The sequence below is a fragment of the Variovorax sp. LjRoot175 genome (assembly GCF_964253805.1).
In the GTDB taxonomy this organism is placed as follows: domain Bacteria; phylum Pseudomonadota; class Gammaproteobacteria; order Burkholderiales; family Burkholderiaceae_C; genus Variovorax.
This window is the reverse complement of the sequence record NZ_CAXURY020000001.1, coordinates 2849771-2871352: the sequence shown is the minus strand read 5'-3', so window position 1 is coordinate 2871352 and position 21582 is coordinate 2849771. Positions and strand designations below refer to the sequence as shown.

Here is a 21582-nt window from a genome sequence, read left to right as displayed (position 1 = left end):
TCATGCCGGACACGCACAACACGGTCGATCGCGCCGGCACGCGCCTGGATGGTGCCGCTGTCCCTGCTGCCACCGCTGCCGCCGCCGGCGTGCGCGACCTGCATGCGGACTGGCTGAAGGCCGCCGCGATCGTGGGGGTCGTCTGCATCCACGCGGGCCTGCCCTTTCACGACGTGTTCCGTTTCGGCGTGCCGGTGTTCGTCGGCCTCTGGGCCTTCTATCTGGAAAAGGCGCTTTCTCGCCGGCGCCCCGAAACGCATGCGCGCTTCCTGGTGCAGCGAATGGTCGAGCTGGCCGTTCCGTACCTCGCGTGGACCTTGCTCTACATCGAGAAGTTCTACGCCTCGCGCTGGTCGGCCACGCCGCTGCACACCATCGTCGGCGGCTGGTTCGGCGGCTATGGATGGTCGGGGCAGTACTATTTCGTCATCCTGTTCCAGCTCACGCTGCTTTTTCCACTGCTGCGGCGCTGCGTGGCGCAGGTGCCGACCCTGCCGGTGATCGTCGCAGGCGTCGCGCTCAACGTGCTCGCCGGGTACTGGCTCCTCGACCACCGGTGGATCGGGGCCGTCGGCGACCGGCTCTTCATCTACTGGATTCCCTATGTGGTCATGGGCATCGCGCTGGCGCGCGGCCAGTTCCGCCGGACGCCGGGGCTTGTCATGGCGGCCGTGCTGTTGCTGCTCGCAGCGCCCTTCGAAACCGAATCTCCCAGCGAACACTCCGCCTACCTGGCGTCGACCGTGACGATCGCTTCCCTGCTGCTTCTGGTTGCCGCCGTTGCGGCCGATCGCGCGGCGCCTGCTCGCTCGAATCCGGGCCTGCTGGCGCGGGCCGTGGCCTTCGTGGGGAGGAATACCTTCGCGATCTTCGTCGGCAACGTCGCGATGCTGGAGGTGCTGAAGAGCACCGGCTTCACCGCCTCCGCGGTGTCGCGTGCGGGCCCCTTCGGTTTGCTCGCGGTGGTCGCCGCGACGCTTGCCGGATGCCTTTGCATCGGCTGGCTGCTGAAGAGGCTGGGCCAGGGCATCCTGGTCGGCAAGCCGTGAAAGCGCTGCGCATCCATGCCGGCCCGCTCGCGCGCGAACACATCGCCCAAAACGGCCTGCATCCGCAGGATGTGCGCACCATCCCCGGCGCGGCCGGCGGTCCCAAGGGCCTGATCCTCGGGCCCATCGATCGCTTCCTGTTCGGCGAGTGGCTGCCGCAGTCGACGCAGCCCATCGATCTGGTCGGCGCCTCGATCGGCGCCTGGCGGCTCGCCAACGCCTGCCTCGACGATCCGAAGACTGCCTTCGAGCAGTTCGAGCACGGCTACATCCATCAGCATTTCGACGTGCCGCCGGGCCAGAAGCGCATGACGGCGAAGCAGGTCAGCGCGCAATTCGGCGAAGGGCTGCGCAACTTCTACGGCGGCCGCGCCGGCGAAGTGCTGCGCCATCCGCGCTACAAGCTGCACGTGATCACCTCGCGCGGGCGCCATATCCTCGGGCGCGAGGGCAGGGCACGCACGCCGGTCGGCTACCTGGGGGCGTTCATCACCAACAGCGTGCACCGCAAGAGCCTGGGCGCCTGGCTCGAGCGCGTGGTGTTCTCCAGCGCCGGTGCGGCGCTGCCTTTCGCCACGCGGGACTTTCGCACGCGGCAGGTCGAGCTCAGCGACGCCAACTTCGAACTCGCGCTGCAGGCCTCGTGCTCGATCCCCTTCATGCTGGAGGCGGTGCACGACATTCCCGGCGCGCCGCCCGGCGCCTACTGGGACGGCGGCATCACCGACTACCACCTGCACTTGAACTACAGCAACACCGACGGCGTCGTGCTGTACCCGCATTTCCAGAAGGCGGTGGTGCCGGGCTGGCTGGACAAGGGACTCAAGTGGCGTCACAAGCCCACGCGTTTTCTCGAACGCACGGTGGTGCTGGCGCCGGACCCGGAATGGGTGCGCAGCCTGCCGAACGGCAAGCTGCCCGATCGCAACGACTTCGTGCGCTACGGCAACGATGCGCCGGCACGCATGAAGGCGTGGAGCACCGCGGCGCAGGAGGCGCGCCGGCTGGCGGACGAGCTGGCCGAGTGGCTGGAGCGCGGCGACGCCGGCTGCGTGCTGCCGCTTTGAGGGCGGCTAAAGTCGGGCTAGCATCAATCCCGGAGGATCCCCCATGAACGTAACCCGCATCGTCGGCCTCATCCTGATCGTCGCCGGCATCGCCGCCATCGGCCTGGGCGGCTTCAGCTTCACCAAGGAAACCCATCAGGCCAAGATCGGACCGATCGAGCTGACGGTGAAGGAAAAGCAGGACGTCAACTTCCCGACCTGGGCCGGCGTGGCCGCGATCGTGGTGGGCGGGGCGCTGCTGGTGTTCGGCGGGAAGAAGGGCTGAGCCCTCAGCCCAGATCCTGCTCGCGCAGTTCGATCGCCTGCCCATGCGGCGTGCGATCGGCCGCGCGGTCCCAGGCTCGCTGGTAGCGCGTCAGTTCATTGGCGGAGCTTGCGCCTTTGCGAGCCACCAGCGTCTCCAGTGCGGCGAGCCAATGACGGTAGTAGGTGTCGCCGAGGTCGGCATCGCCGGCTGCCTGCGCGGCACCGATCTGCTGCGCCAGCGCGTCGGCCCATTCGGGCCAGGTGAAGAGCCCGCGCTGGTGCAGCGAGACGGCCAGCGCAAAGGCATGCGCCTCCCACGGTTCGCGAAACACCGGCTCTGCGCCGTCCACGCGCATGCCGGGCAACGGCGGTGTGGTCGAGGCGCTCATGCGGCCTCCGTCAAATAGCTTTCCCAGGCATCCACCGACACGCGCAGTCCGGGTTCGGCCTCAGCGCCCCACAACTCGGCACCGTCGAAGACCACGGTGTAGAGCCATTGCGGCTGCTCGCCCAGGCCCTGCGCGTGCGCATCGGCGAACACGTGCATGCCGTGCAGGCGTTCGATGGTGCCGAGCTTGCCCTGCACATAGCCGGGCAGGCGAGTGTGGTGGTCGACATGGCCCGCGCGCGTGCGCACCTGCTGGCCGAGGGCGAAGCGCGCAGGTGCAGTCGCCGGGCGCTCGGTTGCGGAACCCTTGGCCAGCGCGGCCGGCACGTCGGCGGCATGCAGCACGCGCCGGATGGGCGCGGCCGCATGCAGCATGCGCCCGGCAGCGATTTCATCGGGCAGGACCTGCGAACGCTCGGCCATGAGCATCTCGAGCGCGGCGAGCCAGATCTGGTAGTAGCTCAGCCGTGCGTAGGCCGGCAGGGTTTCACGTGCGCTGCGGCTGGCGTCGATGTTCCAGGAGCCGGTGGCGCCCATCGCGAGCGTCAGGGCCAGCGCGCGCGGCTCCCAGCCGGCGTGGAAGAGTTCGCCTTCGGGCTCGGGCACGATGGCGCCGGGCATCTCGCGTCCGCCGAGATCGGCATGCGTGGCGTACGTCATGGCGCAGTCTCCGGGCTGCTGGCCAGACCGGTGCCGATCATCGAATCGCGCGTCACCAGATCGGCCAGTGCCTCTTCGCCCCAGCCTTCGGTGCCGGCCGGCCGCTGCGGGATCACCAGGTAGCGCACCTCGGCCGTCGAGTCCCACACGCGGATCGAGGTCGAAGCGGGCAGCTCGACGCCGAACTCGGCCAGCACGCCACGCGGATCCTTGACTGCACGCGAGCGGTAGGGCGCACTCTTGTACCAGGTGGGCGGCAGGCCCAGCACCGGCCAGGGGTAGCAGCTGCACAGCGTGCAGACCACCATGTGGTGCTGCGTGTCGGTGTTGGCCACCGCCACCATGTGCTCGCCCTGGCGGCCGGTGTAGCCCAGCGAGGCGATCGCCGCGGTCGCGTCCTCCAGCAGCCAGTCGCGAAAGGCGGGATCGGTCCAGGCCTTGGCAACGACGCGGGCGCCGTTGCGCGGACCGATCTTGGTCTGGTAGGTGTCGATGAGCACGTCGAGCGCGGTGGGGTCGATGTAGCCCTTCTGCGTCAACACCGTTTCGAGCGCGCGCACGCGCAGGTCCATTTCGCCGAGCTCGCTGTGGTCGTGGTCGTGGTCGTGGTCGTGGTCGTGTGCCATGCGTGCATGCTAGCGCGGAGGGCAAACCCTGAGGGGGGTTGTCGTGGCGGCCTTCCAGAATCGTCGCTCCACCGGAGACCCTTCCATGCCGCAAGCCTCGTTGTCCCGCCGTGCCTTCAATCTGTTGTCCGCTGCGGCCGCGGCGTCGGTCGCGGCGCCTTCTTTCGCGCAAGCCGCCTGGCCGAACAAGCCGATCCGCATCATCGTGCCGTACACGCCCGGCGGCTTCACCGACCAGATGGCGCGGCTGGTGCAAACGGGCCTTTCGACGCGGCTCGGCCAGCCGGTGGTGATCGATAACAAGCCCGGCGCCAACAGCCTGATCGGCGTCGATGCGATCGCCAAGGCGGCGCCCGACGGCAGCACCTTCGGCGTCGTGATCGCGGCCTATGCGGCCAACACCACGCTCTATCCGAAGCTGCCCTACGACCCGAAGAAGGACCTCACCGGCGTCTCGCTGATGGGCATCTCGCCGCTGCTCGCGGCAGTCAACAACGACGCGCCCTTTAAGACCGCGAAGGAGCTGATCGACTATGCGCGCGCGAACCCGGGCAAGGTGAGCTTCGGCTCCTCGGGCAACGGCTCGGCCGCACACCTGACCACCGAGCTGTGGAAGTCGCTGACCAAGACTTACATGATCCACATCCCGTACCGCGGCGCGGTGCCGGCGCTGACCGACCTGATGGGCGGGCAGATCCAGCTCTTCTTCGATGCGCCCACCGGGCTCATCAACCAGGGCAAGGCCGGCAAGGTGAGGCTGATCGGCGTGGCCAGCGACCGACGGCTGCCCGCGGTGCCGGACGTGCCCACCTTCATCGAACAGGGCTTCGCGGGCTTCACCGGCAGCACCTGGGCCGGCATGCTGGCGCCGGCAGGCACGCCGCGCGAGATCGTCAAGCGCATGTCGGACGAGGTGGCGCGGATCATCAAGAGCGACGAGACCCGCGCCAGGCTCGATGCGATGGGCACCTTCCCGGCCGGCAGCACGCCCGAGGAGCTCGATGCCTTCATCGACGCGGAGACGGCCAAGTGGGCCCGCGTGATCAAGACGGCGGGCGTGAAGGCGGATTGAGACGCGGCCTCAGGAGCCCTTCGTCGCCCATTCCGCGGCCACCGCAGCCACGGACGCCAGTGCGCGGTTGCGCACCGCCGCCGGTGCCCTTGTCTGCGTGAGATAGACGGACAGAAGGATCGGCGCACGTCCCGGCGGCCGCAGGATGGCGACGTCGTTGGCGCCGTTCTCGCCCGAGCCCGTCTTGTCCCCCACCTTCCAGTCCGCCGGCACGCCGGCGCGTATGCGCTCGTCGCCGGTCTTGTTGGCGTCCAGCCATTGCAGCAGCTGGGCGCGCGAGGCGGGCGACAAGACATCACCCAAGAGAATCTTTTGCATGCTGCGGGTCATCGCGGCCGGCGTGGTGGTGTCGCGCGGATCGCCCGGCCGGCCTTCGTTGAGCGCGGGCTCGGTGCGGTCGAGCCGCGTGTTCGTGTCGCCGATCGAGCGCATGAACGCCGTCAGGCCCGGCGCGCCACCGAAGCTCGCGAGCAGCAGGTTGCCGGCCGTGTTGTCGCTCAGCGTCATGGTGGCTTCGCACAGTTCGGCCACCGTCATCCCGCCGGCGCCGACGTGCTTCTCGGTCACCGGCGAATAGGTCACCAAGTCGCCCGGCCGAATGACGACGCGGCGTTCCAACTGCTCCTTGCGCCGGTCCACTCGGGCCAGAACGAGCGCAGCGGCCAGGAACTTGAAGGTGCTGTTCAGCGGGAAGCGTTCGTCCTCGCGGTGCCCGGCGCGCCGGCCGTTGGCGGTGTCGAGCACGCCGACGCCGAGCCGGCCGCCGCTGGCTTTTTCGATGTCTGCCAACTGCTTCGAAAGGTTGCTGGCCCCTTCGGCCCGGACGCCGAAGGATGCGGCGGCCAGCGAGACGAAAAGGGTGCTTGTGAATTGCCGTCGATGAATCATGGGTGCTCCTGAAAGGAAGCGACTTTCGGCCATCCGATGCTGCGGCACAAACGATAGTATTTGCTGTCTCGCACAAGAAAATCTTATGGCGCGTACCCATCTCCCTCTCAACGCGCTGCGCGCTTTCGAATCCTCCGCACGCCACCTGAGCTTCACGCTCGCCGCCGCCGAGCTGAACGTGACGCAGGCGGCGGTCAGCCAGCAGGTCCGCGGCCTCGAGGCGCGGCTCGGCGTCACGCTGTTCAGGCGCCTGCCGCGCGGGCTGGCGCTCAGCGACGAAGGCCATGCGCTCTTGCCGGTGCTGGCCGATGCCTTCGGGCGCATGGAGGCAGTCGTCCAGCAGTTCGACAACGGCCATTTCTTCGAGGTGCTGACGGTGGGCGTGGTGGGCACCTTCGCGGTCGGATGGCTGCTGCCGCGGCTGCGCCTGTTCCAGCAGAGCTGTCCTTTCATCGACCTGCGCCTGATGACGCACAACAACGTGGTCGACCTGGCCGGCGAGGGGCTCGATTTCGCGATCCGCTTCGGCGATGGCACCTGGCAGGGCCTGCAGTCCGAGCACCTGCTGGCGGCGCCGCTCGCGGTGCTGTGCACGCCGGCCATCGCGGCGCGCATCGCGCGGCCGCACGACCTCGCGCACGAGACGCTGCTGCGCTCCTACCGTCCCGACGACTGGCCCGGCTGGTTCGCCGCGGCCGGCGTCGCCTGTCCGGCGATCCGCGGGCCGGTGTTCGACTCGTCGCGGCTCATGGTCGAGGCCGCGATGCAGGGCGCCGGCGTCGCGCTCGCACCGGCCTCGATGTTCGAGCGCGAGCTGGGCGAGGGCCGGCTGGTGCGGCCGCTGGCGATCGAGGTGATGACCGGAAGCTACTGGCTCACGCGGCTGCGCTCGAAGGCGCCGAGTCCCGCGATGCAGGCCTTTCGCGCCTGGCTTTCCCGCGCCGTTCTCGCTGGCTAAACGAACGCTTCGCGGCCACACTGGCGCCCGAACAAGCAAAAGAACGGAGGGGCGCCACCGTGATCAAGCCCTGCTCGGCTTTTCGCGCTTCGCGACGTGCTTCGCGCGCAGTGCTCTTCGACGCAGCCTTGCTCGTCGCCGCACTGTCTGCGACTTTCGCGCGCGCAGCCTCCTTGTCCTGGGACTCCAGCGGCCTCGCGGCCACCACTTCGACGGCGACAGATGGCGGCGGAACCTGGGACACCACCACCGCCCGCTGGAACAACAACGCCACCGACCTGGTGTGGAACAACGCGGCGGGCGACCTTGCCATCATCGGCAACAACAATGGCGCCGGGGGCGTCCTGAACCTCGCCACGCCGATCACCGTCGGAGGCCTGGTCTTCAACGCACCGGCAAGCGGCAGCTACACCCTGAGCGGCAGCACGCTCACCCTGTCCGGCAACCGGACCGTCACCACCAACGCCAACGCGACGATCGGCTCGGCGCTCAGCGTGGCCGGCACGCTGACGAAGGACGGTGCAGGAACCTTGACCCTCACCGGCGGTGGCGCGGTGAGCGGAGCGACCACGGTGGCGAACGGCACGCTGGTGTTTCAAGGCCCCACCACCAGCTCGCCGTCCTATGTCATCTCTTCCGGTGCGGTTCTGGAAGCCAACGTCGCTTCTGGACTTCGCGACTGGGCGGTTACCACCTCCTTCAGCGGCACGGGTACCTTGCGCAAGACCGGCGCAGGAACGATCCGCTGGGGCTTGCTGCCGGGTACTTTTGCGCTGGGCCGAGGCGCCCTGATCGACGTTCAGCAGGGGACGTTCATTGGCGGCAGCAACGCCAACGAAAACTGGACGGCCAATCTCTCGGACCTGCGCGTCGCTTCGGGCGCCGTATTCAGCGGCGTGGAAGCCAATGTGCGCGTCAACGTCCTGTCGGGCGCCGGCACGATCATGTCCGGCCTGAACGGTGCGGGCTACAGCCGATTCACCTTCGGCGTGGACAACGGCAGCGGCACGTTCGACGGTGTGCTCTCCGACAACGCTTCTTTCCGCGGCAACTACCACAAGGTCGGCTCCGGTACCCAGGCCTTCACCCAGGCCAATACCTTCTCGGGGCAACTGCTCATTGGCGGCGGCGTGCTCTCGGTGTCTGCCGTCAATCAACTGGGCACCGGCATCAACTACCTGGCGATCCAGAACGGCGCCACCCTGCGCTACACCGGTACCGGCAGCGAGACCTCGACGCTGCGCGACCTGTACTGGAATTCCGGGGCTGCCACCATCGAAGTCACAGCCGCCACCGGGGCCCTGACGCTCGACATCAGCGGCGGTGTGCGCAATCAGGCATTCACCAAGTCCGGAGCCGGTCAGCTCATCCTGAGGAAGACCACCGCGATCAATGAGTTCAAGAACAGCCCGCTGATCGTCAGCGGCGGGATTCTGGAGTTCAACCAGGCCAATCCGGGCGCCATCACCCGTTTCGGGGGCGTGGTGACCGGTGCCGCGGGAACGCAGATCAGCGTGTCCGGCAGCGGCTATGTCGGCAACGACGCGCTGACCTCCAACTGGAGCGCCAACCTTGCGAGCCTGGATGTGGGAAGCGGCGCCTCGTTCGACCTGCGCGGTGAGGGCATCACGGTCGATGCGTTGACCGGAGGCGGCACAGTCGCCAACAGTTTCGTCAGCGGCGTCGAGACCCTGGTGGTCGGCATCAACGGCGGGTCCGGTACCTTCGACGGCACCATCCGTCAGACCGCCCCGACAGGATTCGTGACGACGGGCAATCCGATCGTCGGGCTCACCAAGACCGGCGCGGGCACCCAAACCCTGACTGGCATCAGCAGTTACTCCGGGGGCACGTCCCTGAACGGCGGCACGCTCTCGGTGGCGCAAGACGGCAATCTGGGCGCGGCGGCCGGGGTGCTCAGGTTCAACGGCGGCACGCTCAGGACCACGGCCGATTTCTCCACGGCACGCGCGACCACCCTCAACGCCCAGGGCGGGACCATCGAAACCCAGATCGGCACGCTGACACATGCGGGCCTCATCGGAGGCGCCGGCGCCCTCGCCAAGACAGGTGCTGGAAGTCTGATCCTTACCGGCGCCAATACTTTCGCAGGCGGCACGACGATCACGTTGGGTACGCTGCAACTCGGCAACGGCGGCACCACCGGCAGCATCGTGGGCAACGTGGCGAACAACGCGAAGCTTGCCTTCAACCGTTCGGACACTTCGACCTTTGCCGGCGTGATCTCGGGTACCGGCACGGTGCTGCAGATCGGCGCCGGCACGACCGTGCTGACGTCCGCCAACGCCTACAGCGGCGGCACCACGATCGCAAGCGGCGTGCTGCAGATCTCGAGCGACGCCAATCTCGGCGCGGCGGCCGGGGTGCTCGATTTCAACGGCGGCACGCTCAGGACCACGGCCGATTTCTCCACGGCACGCGCGACCACGCTCAACACCCCAGGCGGGACCATCGAGACCCAGGTGGGCACCCTGACACACACGGGCCTTATTGGAGGCGCCGGTGCCCTTGCCAAAACAGGTCCGGGCGCTCTCATCCTGACCGGCAGCAACACCTATGCGGGCGGCACCACCATCACGGCCGGCACGCTGCAACTGGGCAATGGCGGCACCACCGGCAGCATCGTGGGCAACGTGGCCAACAACGGCGCACTGGTCTTCGACCGCTCGAACGTCCTCAGCTTCTCCGGCGTGATCTCGGGCACCGGTTCCGTCTCCCAGATCGGCACGGGCACCACGGTGCTGGCGGGGGCGAACACCTATACCGGCCCCACCACGGTGAGCACGGGCACCTTGCAAGCGGGTGCGGCCCATACCTTCAGCGCCGCCTCGGCCCACACGGTGGCCGCGGGCACAACCCTCGATACGGCCGGCTTCAACCAGCGAGTGGCCGCACTGGACAACGGCGGCACCGTGAGCCTCGTCAGCGCTGTCGCGGGCAGCACGCTCACGGTCGCCGGGGCCTACCTTGCCCATAGCCTCCTGAGACTGGGCACCGGCCTGGCCGGCGGCACCAGCGTGAGCGACAGGCTGGTGCTCGACGGTCCTGGGGCCAGCGCGAGCGGCAACACCACGATCCAGATCGCGAACCTGGCAGGGCTGGGCGCGCTCACCACGGGCAACGGCATCGAGGTGGTGAGCGGGCGCAACGGCGCGACCACCACCGCGCAGACCACGAAGAGCGCCTTCGGCCTGGCCAACGGCCATGTGGACGCCGGCGCCTACGAGTACCGGCTCTATGCGGCCGACGCGCTGGGCGCGGGCGAGAACTGGTACCTGCGCTCGACCGCACCGGCCGCTCCGCCGTTGGGTGCTGTACTGCCATCCGTGACGCCTACCTCGCCCGCGGTGCAGGTGCCGACCTACCGGGCCGAGGTTCCCCTGCTTGCGGCCCTGCCGGCTCAACTCAGGCAGGCCGATTTGGCGATGCTGGGCAACCTGCATCGGCGCATCGGCGACGAAACCAACGCCTCCATCCGGCGCGCCTGGGCCCGCGCGGTGTACGCCGACCTGGGCATTCAGCAACCCGGTATCGCCCAGGTCCTGACCGATGGCCATGTGAGCGGCCTGCAGGCCGGCACCGACCTGTGGATGAGCGGCGACTGGCGCGCGGGCCTCTATGTGGGCTACCTCGATGGCAGCGCCGATGTCACAGGCAATGCGCGCGCTCTGATTGCGCGGGTGGGCAGCAACAGTTTGCAATCTCGCTTCCTGGGCGCCTATGCGACCTGGATGGATGCGAGCGGCCTGTACGTGGACAGCGTGCTGCAAGCCGGCAGCCAGCGCTACACCGTGCGCCCGGACATCAGCCCGAGCATCTCGGGCAAGGCCAGCAGCTTCGCCGCCTCGATCGAAACGGGCAAGCCCTTCGCGCTCAACGAGCGCTGGAGCATCGAGCCGCAGGCGCAGCTGATCTATCAACGCCTGCGCCCGGACGACACGACGCTCAGTGGTGCGCAGGTGCGCCACGATGCAGCGGACGGCTGGATCGCCCGCCTGGGCGTGCGCGTCAAGGGTGACATCGCGACCGGCGCCGGACGGCTGCAGCCCTACGCGCGACTGAACATGTACCGGGCGAGCTTCGGCGACGACGTGGTCGGCTTCATCGGCCCGGCGGGCACGACGGCGATTGCAAGCGCGGCCGGTTACAGCGCGGCCGAAGCGGCCGCAGGAGCGACGCTGGCGCTGACGCCGGCCACCAGCCTGTACGGCGAGATCGGCCACCTGTGGAACATCGGCGGCGACGCCACCGTCAAGTCCTCCGTGCAGGCCTCCCTCGGCATCAAGCTGCGCTGGTAGCGCAGAAGCCGACGCCCCCTACATCGAGGCTTTGAGCATCTGAACTTCTGATGCACCTCCTGCGACGGTCCGCATGCGCATATCCCGCATCTGTCGCTCCAACGGCACGCACTGCGGCCAAGAAGGCAGACGTCGTATCGAAATTCATTGTTCTTACTCCCTGTGCACAAAACGCTAAAGCAAGATGCGTATGCCGGCGATCGCGAGGAACACCGAGAAAACGCGTTTGAGCGTGTCTACCGGGAGTCTGTGCGAAATCAACGCTCCCAGCGGCGTGAAGGCAAGGCTGCAGATCGATATGCCCAGCCATGCCGGCCAATAGATGTAGCCGACGCTATGAGCAGGAAGATCGGCTTGCCCCCAGCCCGCGACCACGAAGCCGATCATCCCGGCCAGGGCCAGCGGAGCGCCGCAGGCGGACGCTGTGCCAACAGCGGACTTCATGTTCACGTTGCACCAGGCGAGAAAGGGCACGACCATGCTGCCGCCGCCGACGCCGACAATGGCCGATGTCCAGCCGATCAAGCTCGCGGTGGTCGTGGTTCCTAGCACACCGGGTAGCACTCGCTGGGGTGAAGGCCGCAGTGAAAAAGCCATCTGCACCGCGAGGATCAACAAGAAGACGCCGAATGAGATCCGCAAGACCCGCGCCGGGAACAGTCCCGACATGAGCCCGCCGATCACCGCGCCGATCACGATGCCGGGCGCGAGCCTGCGAACCAGATCCCAGCTGACCGACCCACGGCGGTGATGGGAAATCGCAGATGAGATTGAGGTGATGACGATCGTGGCGAGCGAGGTGCCCAACGCCATATGGACCGCAACGGCGGGAGCGAGGCCCTTGTGGTGAAAGATGTAAAGAAGCCCGGGCACCACCACTTGACCGCCCCCGACCCCGAGCATTCCCGACAGCAACCCGGCTCCTATGCCGAGCAGCACATACAGTGTCCACACATCCACTTGTCGCCCTCCCTATTTTTTGGGCGCACTATACCTTTACGAGATCGGGGCGTAACGCGTCATCGCCTTGGCCGCTGGCTGGGCCGGGCCCCCTACATCGAGGCTTCGAGCATCTCGCGGTAGTCCTCGCGCGTCGCGACGCGCGGGTTGGTCTTGTGGCAATGGTCGGCCAGCGCGCCGTCGATCACCTGCTCGAAGATGGCAGGGGTGACACCGACCTCGGCCAGGCCCTTGGGCAGGCCGAGCCGCGCGTTCATGTCGCGGATGGCCGTGCCGAGATCGCCGGCCGAGTCGAGGTGCATGGCCTGCGCCATGCGTTGCAGGCGCTGGTCCTTCTGCACCGATTCCGCACCCGCGTTGAAATGGATCACGGCCGGCAGGAAGAGGGCGTTGAGCGTGCCATGGTGCAGGCGCGGGTCGATGCCGCCCAGGCTGTGGCTCAGCGAATGCACGCAGCCCAGTCCCTTCTGGAAGGCCAGCGCGCCCTGCATCGATGCGCTCATCATGTTGAGGCGCGCCTCGCGGTCGCTGCCGTCCTTGGTGGCGCGCTCGATGTAGGCCCAGGCGCGCTGCAGCCCGTCGAGGCCGATGCCGTCGGCCGGCGGATTGAAGGCGGCCGACATGAAGGTCTCCATGCAGTGCGCGATGGCGTCCATGCCGGTGGCGGCGGTGAGCCGCGGCGGCAGGCCCAGCGTGAGCTCGGGATCGCAGATCGCGGCCTTGGGCATCAGCGACCAGCTGTGGAAGCCGAGCTTGCGATGGTCGTCCACGATCACGATCGCGCCACGCGCCACCTCGCTGCCGGTGCCGCTGGTGGTGGGCACCGCGATGATCGGCGCCACGCGCTCGGTGATCTTCGGCGAGCCGCCTTCGACGGTGGCGTAGGTCTTGAGCGGCCCCTCGTGCGTGGCCGCGATCGCGACGCCCTTGGCGCAATCGATGGCCGAGCCGCCGCCGACGGCGATCAAGCCGTCGCAGCGCCCTTCGCGGTACATCGCGGCAGCGGCGCGCACGGCGGCCTCGGTGGGGTTGGACGGGGTCTGGTCGAACACCGTGACCGGCAGCTCGCCGAGCGCATCGAGCGCTTTCTGCAGCACGCCGGCCGCGCGCACGCCGGCGTCGGTGACGACCAGCGGCCGCGTGATGCCGACGCGCGCGCACTCGCTGCCCAGCAGCTTGACGGCGCCGAATTCGAACTGGATCTGGGTGAGGTACTGGATGAGGGCCATGGGGTGTGAACGGTACGATGCGGGCCTTCCAATTTAACAACTGCCGCCTCTCTTGCCCATGAGCCAAACCCTTGCGCCAACGCTGACTCCCAAGATGGCCGGCGTGGTCGACCGGATGGCGCGTGCCCATCAAGCGCCGTTCTACACCCTGACGCCCGTGGAGGCCCGGGCTGCCTACGAGAAGGGCGCCGGCGTGCTCGAGGTGCCGAAGCCGCAACTCGAACGCATCGAAGACTTCACGCTGCCCGCGCGCGACGGCCATGCGCTGCCGGCGCGGCTCTATGCGCCCTCGCGCGCCGTGCTGCCGGTGCTGCTGTTCTTCCACGGCGGCGGCTTCACGGTCGGCAGCGTCGCGACCCACGACACGCTGTGCCGCGTGCTGAGCCAGAAGAGCGGCTGCGCGGTGATCTCGCTCGACTATCGGCTGGCGCCCGCGCACAAGTTCCCGACGGCGTCGAACGACGCATGGGACGCGCTGCAGTTCGTCGCGAAGCAGGCTGGCGAACTGGGCCTCGACGGCACGCGCATCGCGGTCGGCGGCGACAGCGCCGGCGGCACGCTGGCCGCGGTGTGCGCCATCCTTGCGCGCGACGCCGGCTTGCCGCTCGCCTTGCAGATGCTTTTCTATCCGGGCACGACTTCGCACCAGGACACGGCTTCGCACCGGCGCTTCGCGGCCGGCCCGCTGCTCGACGAGCCGCTCATCACCTGGTTTTTCGCCCAGTACCTGAACACGCAGGCCGAGCGCGAGGACTGGCGCTTCGCGCCGCTCAACGCCGAGGACGTGGACGGCGTCGCACCGGCCTGGATCGGCCTGGCCGAATGCGACCCCGTGGTCGACGAGGGCATCGCCTATGCCGACAAGCTGCGCGCGGCGGGCGTGGCGGTCGATCTGGAGATCTACCGCGGCGTGATCCACGAATTCGTCAAAATGGGCCGCGCCATCCCCGAGGCGCTGCAGGCGCACGCCGACGCGGCCCGCGCATTGAAGGAAGCATTGCAACCATGAGCACCCCATGAGCACCGAGACCCAGCACAAGAAGACCGACTTCCGCTTTTTCCACCGCCTGCGCGTGCGCTGGGCCGAAGTCGACATGCAGAAGATCGTCTTCAACGCCCACTACCTGATGTACTTCGACACCGCCATCGCCGACTACTGGCGCGCGCTGGCGCTGCCCTACGAGGAGGCGATGAATGCGCTCGGCGGCGACCTCTACGTGCGCAAGGCCACCATCGAATTCAACGCCTCCGCACGCGTGGACGACATGCTCGAGGTCGCGATGAAGTGCGTGCGCGTGGGCAATTCGTCGATCGTGTTCCACGGCGGGCTGTTCCGCGGCGACGAGCTGCTGGTGAGCTGCGAGCTGGTCTACGTGTTCGCCGATCCGGCCACGCAGACCTCCAAGCCGGTGCCGCCGCTGCTGCGCGAGATCTTCACCGCCTACGAGGCCGGCGAGACGATGCGCGAGGTCGCGACCGGCAGCTGGGCGCAGCTGGGCGAGGGCGCCGGCGCAGTACGTCGCAGCGTCTTCATCGAGGAGCAGCGCATCCCCAAGGAACTCGAGTGGGACGAGCACGACGAGACCGCCGTGCATGCGGTGGCGCGCAACCGCATCGGCCAGGTGATCGCGACCGGGCGGTTGATCGCAGACGCCGATGGCCTGAGCCGCATCGGCCGCATGGCCGTGCACCGCACCCTGCGCAGCGGCGGCCATGGCGCCGCCGTACTGCGCGCGCTCGAAGAAGCTGCCAAGGCGCGCGGCGACCACGAGGTGGCGCTGCACGCGCAACGCAGCGCCGAAGCCTTCTACACGCGGCTCGGCTATCTGCCGCACGGCGAGCCCTTCGAGGAAGCGGGCATCGCGCACATCGAGATGCGACGCAAGCTCTAAAAAAAGCTTCTCAGCCGTGTACGCCGGCGTACTGGCTCATGATCTCCAGGTCGCCCAGGTGCTCGCGCGGGATCTCGCCGCCGATCTGGCCGCGCTTGATGACCAGCACGCGCTGCGAGACCGCGGCGATGAAGTCCAGGTTTTGCTCCACCAGCACGATGGTGAGCTTCATGCGCTTGCGCAGCGAAGCCAGCGTCTCGGCGATCTCTTCGATGATGGACGGCTGGATTCCTTCGGTCGGCTCGTCCAGCAGCAGCAGGCTGGGCTTGCCGGCCAGCGCGCGCGCCAGTGCCAGCAGTTGCTGCTCGCCGCCGGAGAGCGAGCCGCCCGGCCGGTCGAGCAGCGGCTTCAGGCGCGGGAAGTGTTCGAGCAGGGATTCCACATGCGCGAGCGACTTCTCGCCGGTCTTGACCAGGCCCATGCGCAGGTTGTCCATCGCGCTCAGCGTCGGGAAGATCTGGCGGCCCTGCGGCACGTAGGCCATGCCGAGGCGCGCCCGGACGTTGGGCGCCATGCGGGTCACGTCCTCGCCGGTGAATTCGACCGCGCCCGCCGTGGCGTGAAGCGCGCCGATCAACGTGCGCAGCAGCGTGGTCTTGCCCATGCCGTTGTGGCCGAGGATGCCGATCGACTCGCCGGCTGCGATGGACAGCGTGATGTCGTGCAGCACGGGGATTGCGCCGTAACCGGCGCAGAGACCGCGGGTCTTTAGCATGGGCAAACAGGTCCTAGTGCGGTTTCTTGCCGAGGTAGATCTGCTGGATCAGCGGGTCACTCATGATGCGGTCCGGCGAGTCTTCCTTGATGATCGCGCCTTGGTGCAGCACGGTCACCTTCTTCGCGATGATGCGGATGAAGTTCATGTCGTGTTCCACCACCACGAGCGCGTGGCGCTGGTTGATCTCGAGGATGAGTTCGGCCGTGCGCGCCACTTCGCCGTCGCTCATGCCGGCGGCCGGTTCGTCGAGCAGGATCAACGGCGGGTCGGCGGCGATTACCACGCCGATCTCGACCCACTGCCGCAGGCCGTGCGCGAGCACGCCGGCCAGGGCGTCCTTGTAGGCCGTCATGCCGACGCGCTCCAGCGTCTCGCGGGTCACGCGCTCGGCCTGCCGCGCGCTGTTGACGCGGCGCGCAGAGAGCCAGATGTTCTCCCACACGCTCAGGCCGTTGAACAGGCTGGGCACCTGGGTCTTGATGCCGATGCCCAGGCGGCCCGGGTCGTGGGCGCGCATCCTGGAGATGTCCTGTCCGCGGAATAAGATCTGCCCCGAGCTGGGTTTGACCTGCCCGGTCAGCAGCTTGAAGAAGGTGCTCTTGCCGGCGCCGTTGGGGCCGATCACGCAGCGCAGCTCGGTCTCCGCCAGCGTGAAGTTCACATCACGCGTGGCATGCACGCCGCCGAAGCGCACGTTCAGGTTGCGGGTTTCGATCAGCGGGGTCACGTGCGGGCTTCCTGTGCCTGCGGCAGCGCTTCTTCGCGGTGCGGGCGGCGCAGGCGGTGCTGCAGCAGCCAGTCGATGACCAGGCCGAGGCTAGGCACGATGCCCTTGGGCACCATCAGGACGAACGCCATCAGGATGGCGCCGAGCACCAGGTTGGCGTTGAAGGTCTGCTGCGTGCCGATCTGCGTGGTCAGCCACTGGATCGCGACGCAGCCGACCACCGGGCCGATCAGCGTGCCGAGGCCGCCGACGATGACCCAGATGATGATCTGCGCCGACTGCGCGAGGCCGAAGATCGTCGGGCTGGTGAACGCGCCCCAGTTGGCGAACAGGCAGCCCGCCAGCCCGGCGATGGCGCCGCCCAGCGTGAAGGCGAAGAGCTTGTAGGCGCGGGCGTCGTAGCCCAGCAGCAGCACGCGCTGCTCGTTCTCCTTGCTGGCGATGATCACGCGGCCGATCTTGGAACTGATCAGCACGCGCAGGCCGAGGTAGACCACCAGCAGCGCCGCCATCGACAGGTTGAACATGCCGCGCGGCGTGATGACTTCGTCGAGGTTGCCCGGCGCGTTGAGCGGCGGGATCGCCGGGATGCCGTTGAAGCCGCCGAGCGGCGCGCTGCCGATCTTCCATTCCGGCCCTGCGGTGGAGTTGATCAGGTTGAACAGGATCAGCGTCACGGTCAGCGTGATCACGCCCATGTAGACGTCGGACAGCCTGCCGTAGAAGATCACGTAGCCCAGCAGCGCGGCGAACAGCGCCGGCAGCACGATGGCCAGCAGAAAGGGCACGCTGCTGTCGCCCATGTTGATGACCGCGATCGCATAGACGTATGCGCCCAGGCCGAAGAAGGCCGCCTGCCCGAAGCAAAGGATACCGCCGAAGCCCCAGATGAAGCCCAGGCTCACGCCGAGGATCGACATCACGACGTAGATCGTGACCTGCAGCAGCATGAAGTCGTCCAGCACGCCGGGCAGCCCGAACAGCAGCGCGATGCCGATCAGCAGGCAGGCTGCCGCGCTCACCCACGATTGAGCGAATTTCTGGCTCACAGCGATCCCTTGAAGAAGCGTCCGGTGATGCCCTGCGGCAGCAGGCGCAGCATGACGATGGCGGCCAGCAGCAAAGCCACTTCGCCGATGACCGGCGTGGCGAGGAAGGTGCTGACCTGGTTGATGAAGCCGAACAGCGTGGAGGCGCTCACGAGGCCGGCCAAGATGGCCGGGCCGCCGCCGATCACGGTGATGAAGGCCTTGGCGACAAAGGCCGCGCCCATGGTCGGTACCACGCCGGTCAGCGGCGCCATCAGTCCGCCGGCCAAGCCGGACAGCGCCGCGCCCACCGCGAAGGTCACCGAGTAGACCTTGCTCGGGCTGATGCCCAGCGCATCGGCCATGGCGGGGTTCTGCATGGTGCCGCGCGCGATCAGGCCGAGCTGGGTGCGCGTGAGCACCCAGCGCAGCGCCGCCGCCAGCACCGCGGCCACCGCGATGATCACCAGCGTGTAGCCGCTCACCGAGTAGCTGCCGATCATGAAGCTGCCGAGCGGCGCCGACACTCCCGCCGTGGTGTTGCCGGCGATCGAGGTGACGATGCCCACCAGCAGCAGCGACAGGCCCCAGGTGGCCAGCATCGTGTCGACCATGCGGCCGTACAGGTGCCGGATGAAGAGGCGCTCCAGCACGATGCCGATCAACCCGACCGCGATCGGTGCCACCACCAGCACTGCGATCCAGAGGTTGATGCCGAGGCCGATCGACCAGATGGTGCCGTAGGCTCCCAGCATCATGAATTCGCCGTGGGCCAGATTGATCACCCGCATCATCCCGAAGATGACCGCCAGCCCGGCGGAGACGATCACCAGGCTGGCGACGGCATAGAGCACCTGTACGGCGACGACGGCGACAAGATCCATGGCACTCAGAGCTTGATCACGTACTGCTGGTTGTCCTTCGGGTTCTTCACGAGGTTGCAGACCGCGCTGGTGTCGCTTGGCTGCTGCTGCTCGAACGTCTTGACGATCTCCAGCTGCTTGTTCTTGACCTCGGCGATGCTCACGTTGAGCACGCAGTGGTGGGTGGCCGGATCGAGCGAGACCTTGCCGCTGGGCCCCTGGATCGAGATGCCGGATTCGAGCGCGTCGAGCAGCTTGTTGCGGTCCAGCGTGCCGGCCTTCCTGACGCCCTCGGCCCAGAGCTTGAAGCCCTGGTAGGTGCCCATCGCGAGCTCGGTGATGTTGGGGTAGTCCTTCCCGAAGCGCTTGTAGAAGCGCTCCTTGAAGGCCTTGTTGTCGGGCGAGTCGAGGTTCTGGAAGTAGTTGTAGGAGACCAGGAAGCCGTCGGTTTCGGCCGGCGACAGCACGATGTGCTCGTTGCCGCCGGCAAAGGTGGTGGAGGCCAGCGGAATCTTCTTCTGCAGCCCGGCCGCGGCCCATTGGCGATAGAACGAGATGTGCGCGCCGCCCACCAGCGCCGACACCACCATGTCGGGCTTGGCGGCCTCGATCTTGGAGATGGTCGGGCCGAAGTTGGTCACGTCGAGCGGAAAGAAATCGATGGAAGCCACCGAGCCGCCGTTGTCCTGCACGAACTTCTTCACCCACTGCGAGGTGATCTGGCCGTAGTTGTAGTCGGCCGCGACCACGTAGACTTTCTTGCCCCACTTGGACATCGCATAGGGCACCAGCTTGGCGACCGTCTGCGCCGGCGTCACGCCGGTGCAGAAGGTGTTGCGGTCGCACACGCCGCCTTCGTACTGCGTGTTGTAGAAGTAGACGGTGCGGTAGCGGTCCAGCACCGGGCGGATCACCTCGCGCGAGGCCGAGGTGATGCCGCCGTGCAGCACCGCGACCTTGTCCTTCAGCGCCGCCTGCTGCGCGAACTGCGCGTACATCTGCATGTTCGACTGCGGGTCGTAGCTCATCAGCTTGAGCTTCTTGCCAAGCAGGCCGCCGGCGGCGTTCTGCTCCTCAACGGCCAGCGTCAGGCAGTCCGCCATGGGCTTGCCGTAGATGTCCAGCCCGCCCGACAGGTCGTGGATGCTGCCGATCAGCATCTCGTCGGCGGCCAGCGCGGCCAGCGGAAGCAGGGGGCCGGTGGTGCCGGCCAGGGTCAGGCCGGAGGCCTTCATGAAGGAACGTCGGTCCATGGTGCTTGAACTCCAGGCAATGAGTAAAGAGTGGGAAGCAGGGGGATCAGATCGACTTCCAGTCGCCGGCCTGCTCGAAGGCATAGGCGGCGCGGTAGATCGTGGACTCGTCGTAGTGCTTCGCGACCAGCTGCATGCCGACCGGCAGGCCGTCGACCAGGCCGCAGGGCAGGCTCATCGCGGGGTGGCCGGTGATGTCGAACGCGCAGGTGTTGGGCAGGACCTCGAAGGCGCGCTGGATCACTTCCTCGATCGGCGCGCCCGGCTTCGGGATCGGCGTCGAGGTGATGGGCAGCGTCGGCATCAGCAGCAGGTCGACGTCCGCCAAGGCGGCGTCGTAGGCCTGCGCGAGCTGGCGCGACAGGTTCTGGGCCTTGGCGTAGTAGTGGCCGCGATAGTGCTTGATGAAGTATTCGCCGAGGATCATCGTGATCTTGAGCGTCTCGGACAGCTCGTCGGCACGCTCCTTCCAGCCAGCGTGATGGTCGACCATGCTGGTGACGTAGAGGCCCTTCCAGTTGAAGCCGTGGCCGTTGTCTTTCATCATCTGCTGCGTCGCGCCTTCGGCGGCGATCGGCAGCCAGATGGCCGGACCCACGCTGTGCATCGGCACCGAGATTTCCGACACGCTGGCGCCGAGGCGGGTGAACCATTGGGCGGCCTTGCGGACCTTGTCGTTGACCGCTTCGCTGGATTGCGGCCATCCGAAACCTTCGGTGACGATGCCGATCTTCAGGCCCTTCACGCCTTCCTTCATCAGTTCGGTGTAGGGCTTCGCCGTCTGGCCCGCATGCTGGCGCGGGTCGAGCCCGTCGGGGCCGGCGAGGACTTCGAGCATCAGTGCGTTGTCGCTCACGCTGGCCGTCATCGGCCCGGTGTGGTCGATCGTCAGTTCGATCGGCATCACACCGGTGTAGGGCACCAGGCCGTGCGTGGCCTTCATGCCGTAGATGCCGCAGAACGAGGCCGGCATGCGAATCGAGCCGCCCTGGTCGCCGCCGATCGCCATGTCGACCTCGCCGGCGGCCACCAGTGCGGCCGAGCCCGACGAGGAGCCGCCCGCCGAGTAGCCCGTGCGATGCGGGTTGTGCACCGGGCCGGTGGCGCTGGTGTGGGAGCCGCCGGAGAAGCAGAAGTACTCGCAGACCGCCTTGCCGACGATGGTGGCGCCGGCGTCGAGCAGCCGGGTCGCGACCGTGGCGTCCACATTCGGCACATAGCCTTCGAAGGTCGACGCGCCATTCATCATCGGCACGCCGGCCAGGCAGACGTTGTCCTTGAGCACGACCGTCCTGCCCAGCAGCTTGCCGCTGGCGGCGCCCTTGACGGTGGTCTTCACATACCACGCGCCGTACTTGTTTTCTTCGCCCGTCGGGCGGTAGCCGGGCGTGCGGGCATAGCTCACCTGCGGCAGGAAATCGGGCATCTCGTCGACTACATCGTAGGCGTCGAAGTTGCCTTGCAACAGGGTGTTGTAGGTGCTCAGTTGCTCGGGCGAGAGATGGATGCCGAGATCCAGGGCGACCTGGTCGAGCTGGGCGAGGGTGGGGCGTTTGACTGCCATGGCGGACTCCGTGAATAAGACGTCGATCGGCAGTCAGTGTGGGAGATTTTATTTTCCTGGTCAAGCATTTTGCTT

Annotated in this window: 20 protein-coding genes; 8 read left to right on the top strand and 12 right to left on the bottom strand. The window is 67.6% G+C overall.

The annotated features are described in order from the left end of the window. Window positions 1-2 precede the first annotated feature (2 nt). From ACSQ89_RS14370 to ACSQ89_RS14360, 3 genes are read left to right on the top strand one after another with little or no spacing between them, the layout of a single operon-like run. The gene (locus tag ACSQ89_RS14370; RefSeq protein WP_093110081.1) at window positions 3-1049 is read left to right on the top strand and encodes an acyltransferase family protein; all 1047 of its coding nucleotides are present in this window, start codon (window positions 3-5) and stop codon (window positions 1047-1049) included. Beyond that, window positions 1046-2116 (top strand): patatin-like phospholipase family protein, encoded by a 1071-nt coding sequence (locus ACSQ89_RS14365; RefSeq protein ID WP_093110082.1) that lies wholly within the window; start codon window positions 1046-1048, stop codon window positions 2114-2116. The genes ACSQ89_RS14370 and ACSQ89_RS14365 overlap by 4 nt, the downstream gene beginning before the upstream one ends. Before the next feature lie 43 nt (window positions 2117-2159). Beyond that, the gene (locus ACSQ89_RS14360; RefSeq protein ID WP_093110083.1) at window positions 2160-2381 is read left to right on the top strand and encodes a hypothetical protein; all 222 of its coding nucleotides are present in this window, start codon (window positions 2160-2162) and stop codon (window positions 2379-2381) included. 4 nt (window positions 2382-2385) lie between these two features. Here the strand turns inward: ACSQ89_RS14360 and ACSQ89_RS14355 are convergent, their stop codons facing one another. From ACSQ89_RS14355 to nthA, 3 genes are read right to left on the bottom strand one after another with little or no spacing between them, the layout of a single operon-like run. Further along, complete coding sequence (locus ACSQ89_RS14355; RefSeq protein ID WP_436290339.1) at window positions 2386-2751, bottom strand: nitrile hydratase accessory protein; 366 nt, start codon at window positions 2749-2751, stop codon at window positions 2386-2388. Continuing rightward, the gene (gene nthB / locus ACSQ89_RS14350) at window positions 2748-3410 is read right to left on the bottom strand and encodes a nitrile hydratase subunit beta (RefSeq protein WP_093110085.1); all 663 of its coding nucleotides are present in this window, start codon (window positions 3408-3410) and stop codon (window positions 2748-2750) included. Before nthB ends, ACSQ89_RS14355 begins: the two co-directional genes overlap by 4 nt. Next, window positions 3407-4036: a nitrile hydratase subunit alpha gene (nthA, locus tag ACSQ89_RS14345; RefSeq protein ID WP_436290340.1), complete on the bottom strand. Its 630-nt coding sequence runs from the start codon at window positions 4034-4036 to the stop codon at window positions 3407-3409. The genes nthB and nthA overlap by 4 nt, the downstream gene beginning before the upstream one ends. Window positions 4037-4121: 85 nt before the next feature. On the opposite strand from nthA, the gene ACSQ89_RS14340 reads away from it, so the two are divergent. Further along, the gene (locus tag ACSQ89_RS14340) at window positions 4122-5108 is read left to right on the top strand and encodes a tripartite tricarboxylate transporter substrate binding protein (protein WP_436290341.1); all 987 of its coding nucleotides are present in this window, start codon (window positions 4122-4124) and stop codon (window positions 5106-5108) included. 9 nt (window positions 5109-5117) lie between these two features. On the opposite strand, the gene bla is transcribed toward ACSQ89_RS14340, so the two are convergent. Beyond that, window positions 5118-5996 (bottom strand): class A beta-lactamase, encoded by an 879-nt coding sequence (gene bla / locus ACSQ89_RS14335; RefSeq protein WP_436290342.1) that lies wholly within the window; start codon window positions 5994-5996, stop codon window positions 5118-5120. An 85-nt stretch (window positions 5997-6081) separates the two neighbouring features. Here bla and ACSQ89_RS14330 point away from each other — a divergent pair, with 85 nt between their 5' ends. Together ACSQ89_RS14330 and ACSQ89_RS14325 are read left to right on the top strand one after the other, a co-directional pair. Next, window positions 6082-6954 (top strand): LysR family transcriptional regulator, encoded by an 873-nt coding sequence (locus ACSQ89_RS14330; protein WP_093110089.1) that lies wholly within the window; start codon window positions 6082-6084, stop codon window positions 6952-6954. A 173-nt stretch (window positions 6955-7127) separates the two neighbouring features. Next, the gene (locus ACSQ89_RS14325) at window positions 7128-11273 is read left to right on the top strand and encodes an autotransporter outer membrane beta-barrel domain-containing protein (RefSeq protein ID WP_436296205.1); all 4146 of its coding nucleotides are present in this window, start codon (window positions 7128-7130) and stop codon (window positions 11271-11273) included. Between the two features lie 174 nt (window positions 11274-11447). Here ACSQ89_RS14325 and ACSQ89_RS14320 read toward each other — a convergent pair whose 3' ends face one another. Further along, on the bottom strand, window positions 11448-12233 hold the full coding sequence (locus ACSQ89_RS14320) for a sulfite exporter TauE/SafE family protein (protein ID WP_244504000.1): 786 nt from the start codon (window positions 12231-12233) through the stop codon (window positions 11448-11450). Between the two features lie 92 nt (window positions 12234-12325). Continuing rightward, the gene (locus tag ACSQ89_RS14315; protein ID WP_093110092.1) at window positions 12326-13462 is read right to left on the bottom strand and encodes an iron-containing alcohol dehydrogenase; all 1137 of its coding nucleotides are present in this window, start codon (window positions 13460-13462) and stop codon (window positions 12326-12328) included. Window positions 13463-13520: 58 nt separating this feature from the next. Here ACSQ89_RS14315 and ACSQ89_RS14310 point away from each other — a divergent pair, with 58 nt between their 5' ends. Beyond that, window positions 13521-14471 (top strand): alpha/beta hydrolase, encoded by a 951-nt coding sequence (locus ACSQ89_RS14310; protein ID WP_436290344.1) that lies wholly within the window; start codon window positions 13521-13523, stop codon window positions 14469-14471. 7 nt (window positions 14472-14478) lie between these two features. Next, window positions 14479-15354, top strand: a complete 876-nt coding sequence (locus ACSQ89_RS14305; protein ID WP_436290345.1) for a YbgC/FadM family acyl-CoA thioesterase — start codon at window positions 14479-14481, stop codon at window positions 15352-15354. Window positions 15355-15364: 10 nt separating this feature from the next. Here the strand turns inward: ACSQ89_RS14305 and ACSQ89_RS14300 are convergent, their stop codons facing one another. The 6 genes from ACSQ89_RS14300 to ACSQ89_RS14275 are packed head-to-tail and all read right to left on the bottom strand — an operon-like array spanning window position 15365 to window position 21507. Then, window positions 15365-16069, bottom strand: coding sequence for an ABC transporter ATP-binding protein (locus ACSQ89_RS14300; RefSeq protein WP_436290346.1), 705 nt, complete (start codon window positions 16067-16069; stop codon window positions 15365-15367). Window positions 16070-16082: 13 nt separating this feature from the next. Continuing rightward, window positions 16083-16799 (bottom strand): ATP-binding cassette domain-containing protein, encoded by a 717-nt coding sequence (locus ACSQ89_RS14295; RefSeq protein ID WP_436290347.1) that lies wholly within the window; start codon window positions 16797-16799, stop codon window positions 16083-16085. Next, window positions 16796-17848 (bottom strand): branched-chain amino acid ABC transporter permease, encoded by a 1053-nt coding sequence (locus tag ACSQ89_RS14290; RefSeq protein ID WP_436290348.1) that lies wholly within the window; start codon window positions 17846-17848, stop codon window positions 16796-16798. Before ACSQ89_RS14290 ends, ACSQ89_RS14295 begins: the two co-directional genes overlap by 4 nt. After that, window positions 17845-18711, bottom strand: a complete 867-nt coding sequence (locus ACSQ89_RS14285; protein WP_436290349.1) for an ABC transporter permease subunit — start codon at window positions 18709-18711, stop codon at window positions 17845-17847. The genes ACSQ89_RS14290 and ACSQ89_RS14285 overlap by 4 nt, the downstream gene beginning before the upstream one ends. A 5-nt stretch (window positions 18712-18716) precedes the next feature. Beyond that, window positions 18717-19943 carry an urea ABC transporter substrate-binding protein gene (locus ACSQ89_RS14280; RefSeq protein WP_436290350.1) on the bottom strand — a complete coding sequence of 409 codons (1227 nt, stop codon included), beginning with the start codon at window positions 19941-19943 and terminating at the stop codon, window positions 18717-18719. A gap of 46 nt (window positions 19944-19989) precedes the next feature. Continuing rightward, a complete protein-coding gene (locus ACSQ89_RS14275; protein WP_093110100.1) occupies window positions 19990-21507 on the bottom strand; it encodes an amidase in 1518 nt (505 codons plus the stop codon). Window positions 21508-21582 lie beyond the last annotated feature (75 nt).

Excerpts from the sequence above, each read along its gene's own strand:
- ACSQ89_RS14330 (WP_093110089.1), top strand. The coding sequence starts at position 6,082 with ATGGCGCGTACCCATCTCCCTCTCAACGCGCTGCGCGCTTTCGAATCC.
- nthA (WP_436290340.1), bottom strand. The coding sequence starts at position 4,036 with ATGGCACACGACCACGACCACGACCACGACCACGACCACAGCGAGCTC.
- ACSQ89_RS14300 (WP_436290346.1), bottom strand. The coding sequence starts at position 16,069 with ATGCTAAAGACCCGCGGTCTCTGCGCCGGTTACGGCGCAATCCCCGTG.
- nthB (WP_093110085.1), bottom strand. The coding sequence starts at position 3,410 with ATGACGTACGCCACGCATGCCGATCTCGGCGGACGCGAGATGCCCGGC.
- ACSQ89_RS14370 (WP_093110081.1), top strand. The coding sequence starts at position 3 with ATGCCGGACACGCACAACACGGTCGATCGCGCCGGCACGCGCCTGGAT.
- ACSQ89_RS14310 (WP_436290344.1), top strand. The coding sequence starts at position 13,521 with ATGAGCCAAACCCTTGCGCCAACGCTGACTCCCAAGATGGCCGGCGTG.
- ACSQ89_RS14340 (WP_436290341.1), top strand. The coding sequence starts at position 4,122 with ATGCCGCAAGCCTCGTTGTCCCGCCGTGCCTTCAATCTGTTGTCCGCT.
- ACSQ89_RS14285 (WP_436290349.1), bottom strand. The coding sequence starts at position 18,711 with ATGGATCTTGTCGCCGTCGTCGCCGTACAGGTGCTCTATGCCGTCGCC.
- ACSQ89_RS14305 (WP_436290345.1), top strand. The coding sequence starts at position 14,479 with ATGAGCACCGAGACCCAGCACAAGAAGACCGACTTCCGCTTTTTCCAC.
- ACSQ89_RS14355 (WP_436290339.1), bottom strand. The coding sequence starts at position 2,751 with ATGAGCGCCTCGACCACACCGCCGTTGCCCGGCATGCGCGTGGACGGC.
- ACSQ89_RS14315 (WP_093110092.1), bottom strand. The coding sequence starts at position 13,462 with ATGGCCCTCATCCAGTACCTCACCCAGATCCAGTTCGAATTCGGCGCC.
- ACSQ89_RS14360 (WP_093110083.1), top strand. The coding sequence starts at position 2,160 with ATGAACGTAACCCGCATCGTCGGCCTCATCCTGATCGTCGCCGGCATC.
- ACSQ89_RS14275 (WP_093110100.1), bottom strand. The coding sequence starts at position 21,507 with ATGGCAGTCAAACGCCCCACCCTCGCCCAGCTCGACCAGGTCGCCCTG.
- ACSQ89_RS14280 (WP_436290350.1), bottom strand. The coding sequence starts at position 19,943 with ATGGACCGACGTTCCTTCATGAAGGCCTCCGGCCTGACCCTGGCCGGC.
- bla (WP_436290342.1), bottom strand. The coding sequence starts at position 5,996 with ATGATTCATCGACGGCAATTCACAAGCACCCTTTTCGTCTCGCTGGCC.